Genomic DNA, 2546 nt, shown 5'->3' with positions numbered 1-2546 from the left:
AACTTATCATCATTGATGAGATCCATAATTATCTGCCAACGCGAGCAACTTCAACTCCAACGCAGGCAGTGTCGTTCTTAAAAGACTTAATGAATCGCACTAAAGTACCAGTGTTATTCATGGGGACTCACGAAGCTGAAAAGTTAATCAGTTTCTATGATGAAATGGCCAGTCGTATTAGACCTCGTGTCGTGAGATTCGATAACTTTTCAATATCAACTCCTGAGCGATTGTACGAGTTTGCACAAGTGATTGAAGAATATGCAAAACTATTAAATCAAGCAGGTACATCTCTATCATTTTTCAAACTGGTAGATGGCGTCAAAGTGATAGCTCAAGAAAATCTCGTAAAACGAATTTACGCAGCGACAAATGGCAATTTGCGGGATATCCGCAACCTGTTCTATGCCATGGTAAATGCAGTGCTAGACGGTGAAAAACCTACCCTAGAGGGATTCGCTAACATCTGGCTACCAGCCATGAATGAGCAACTGGGATTTAACCCATTTATCCAAGCGAATGATGTGAAGGTCGCTAAACACATCTTAAACATCAGCAAAGTAAAGGGGCACTAATTTATGGAATTCTTGAGTCACCCATATCCAATTCGTCCAAGACCTGTTGATGGGGAATTGTTTTTAGGTTTCGTCCTGCGACTTGCCGACATGAATGGCCGTGAGACCCTAGCAGACTTGTTTTGTGATTTTAAAAGCCTCAGACAGTCTCGGTGTTTCTTCGTGCGCTCTGACGACTTCTACCGGGTTCTGCCTTACTTTGCCAAAGCTATAGACATGTCGTGTACAGACTTACGGAAGTATTTTATGCGTGATGGTCTCTTACATGAGGTTGCATCGAATACCTTCTATCGCACGAAAATTGGCAAACCCGTGTTCTGCCCTCACTGCATAGCTGAACACGGCTATATAAAATCGAAATGGTTGTACATGCACATAAATCATTGCGAAGTACATGAGTGTAAGTTGCTTCATGCTTGCCCTGCGTGTGGTGCAGAGCAAAAGTGGGAAAGTAAATTGCTGCACCGCTGTACCAATTGTGCAAAACCATGGGCTGACGTAGCGATTGTGCAAGTGGCTTTACCTGCGTATGAGCAGACGCTGGCGAAAATGAGTACGACGCAGGAGGAAGCCTATCTGGAGCATTTATACCACTACGTAAAATTCTCGATGCGCCCATTTGATGCGACATACGATAAGTACCACAAGGCGATTGAACATCTGCAAGATACGTCTAAATATTTTGAGTATGCTCACCTTTTGGCTACTTTGGAGTACGTTCGTCATGACTACGCAAAACACCGTAAGCGGCGTTTTATAAAAGATTTACGAAGTGAAAGCATCAATAAGTTACTGACGAATTTAGATGCTCCGCTTCATGCCGCTAACGACGAAAGTTTCTCGCTGAATTTCCCAGCAGTTAGCAAGGAACAACCAAGTGGGAAGATTGAGATCCCTGACGCTGCAACATATAAGATTCTTACGGTAAATCGAATGCGACAACATGCAGCAAATGACAATAGATACCATCTCAGGTGGGAAGACTCGCAAAGACTGCTTTCTATGTCGAGAAATACCATAGTGTCATTGATTGATAGAGGTGTGTTTAAGAAAAGAACGCACGCCACATCAAGTGCAAAGTTGATCGCGCCAGCGCTGGATGAATTGGTTGAATTGCATAGTAGGTTAAGAACGATTATCAAAATCTTGCCAACTAAACCGTCATTTAAAACAGCGAGATGGTCAAATCTTGGTTCATATTTAGGGAAGAAAAGAACTATCGCTGAATTATTAATTGCCGGGTTAAATAGAGAGATCTCAATTTACACCTCTAGTTCAGTCGAAGATTTTATGATCGAAGAGTTGTTATTCGATGTTGGTGAACTAGAAAGATTTAAGTTATCGGCATAACCAGTCCCCCCAAAAAACACCGCTCGTTTGAGCGGTATTTTTTTGTCTATAATTCTACAAAGCATACTCAATTCAGCCCCTGAAAAAATGGGCTATAAACTCATGCCAGTTCAGATTAAAACCGGAATTTATGCCTCCGTTCAGGCCTAAACCCGGACTTTTAAACCTACCCAAATTGGACTTTATTTTTGCATCCTTATAATTCAATAACTTACAGAAACGCTCAGTTCAGAAAAAACTGGAGCCTCCAAACATGTTTCTAAATGTAACCTTGGGCGAAGCCATGCTTTTCTGCTAAGGTAAAACAATAACTTAACAACGCAATTTATCTCTATGTCAGAAAAAGCGCTTCAATGGTGGCAACAGCTGCAGCAGCAATTGCAGCTGGCGGAAATGTGGTATCAGTTACTGGCACTTATCGCCTGTGCGCTGTTGGCGGTATTAATTAATCGCATGTTAGGTTCACGGCTGGCAGACAGCGGCGGTCAGGGTTTAAAACATGTGGCCCTGCGCAGCTCTCACCGTATTCTGCTGCCGTTTAGTATGGCGGCATTGCTCGCTGGCAGTGATCAGATCTTCCGCTTATATCAGTTACCAAACCAGCTATTGCAGTTTTTCATT

General features: G+C 42.6%; 3 protein-coding genes. All 3 read left to right on the top strand.

From position 1 onward, the window contains the following. The coding region (locus COW15_RS13110) for a TniB family NTP-binding protein (protein WP_293632974.1) at positions 1-575 on the top strand (575 nt) is incomplete at its 5' end. A gap of 3 nt (positions 576-578) precedes the next feature. Then, positions 579-1925 carry a TniQ family protein gene (locus COW15_RS13105; RefSeq protein WP_293632973.1) on the top strand — a complete coding sequence of 449 codons (1347 nt, stop codon included), beginning with the start codon at positions 579-581 and terminating at the stop codon, positions 1923-1925. Between the two features lie 333 nt (positions 1926-2258). After that, positions 2259-2546 (top strand): hypothetical protein (locus COW15_RS13100; RefSeq protein ID WP_293632972.1); only part of this gene is annotated, 288 nt, incomplete at its 3' end.

This window comes from Shewanella sp. CG12_big_fil_rev_8_21_14_0_65_47_15 (genome assembly GCF_002783505.1).
Classification (GTDB): Bacteria; Pseudomonadota; Gammaproteobacteria; order Enterobacterales; family Shewanellaceae; genus Shewanella.
Note: the sequence above shows the minus strand (reverse complement) of the source record. Positions and strands in the feature narration are given on the sequence as shown.

What these genes read in the sequence shown, in the direction of transcription:
- COW15_RS13105 (WP_293632973.1), top strand. Translation starts at nt 579, where the DNA reads ATGGAATTCTTGAGTCACCCATATCCAATTCGTCCAAGACCTGTTGAT.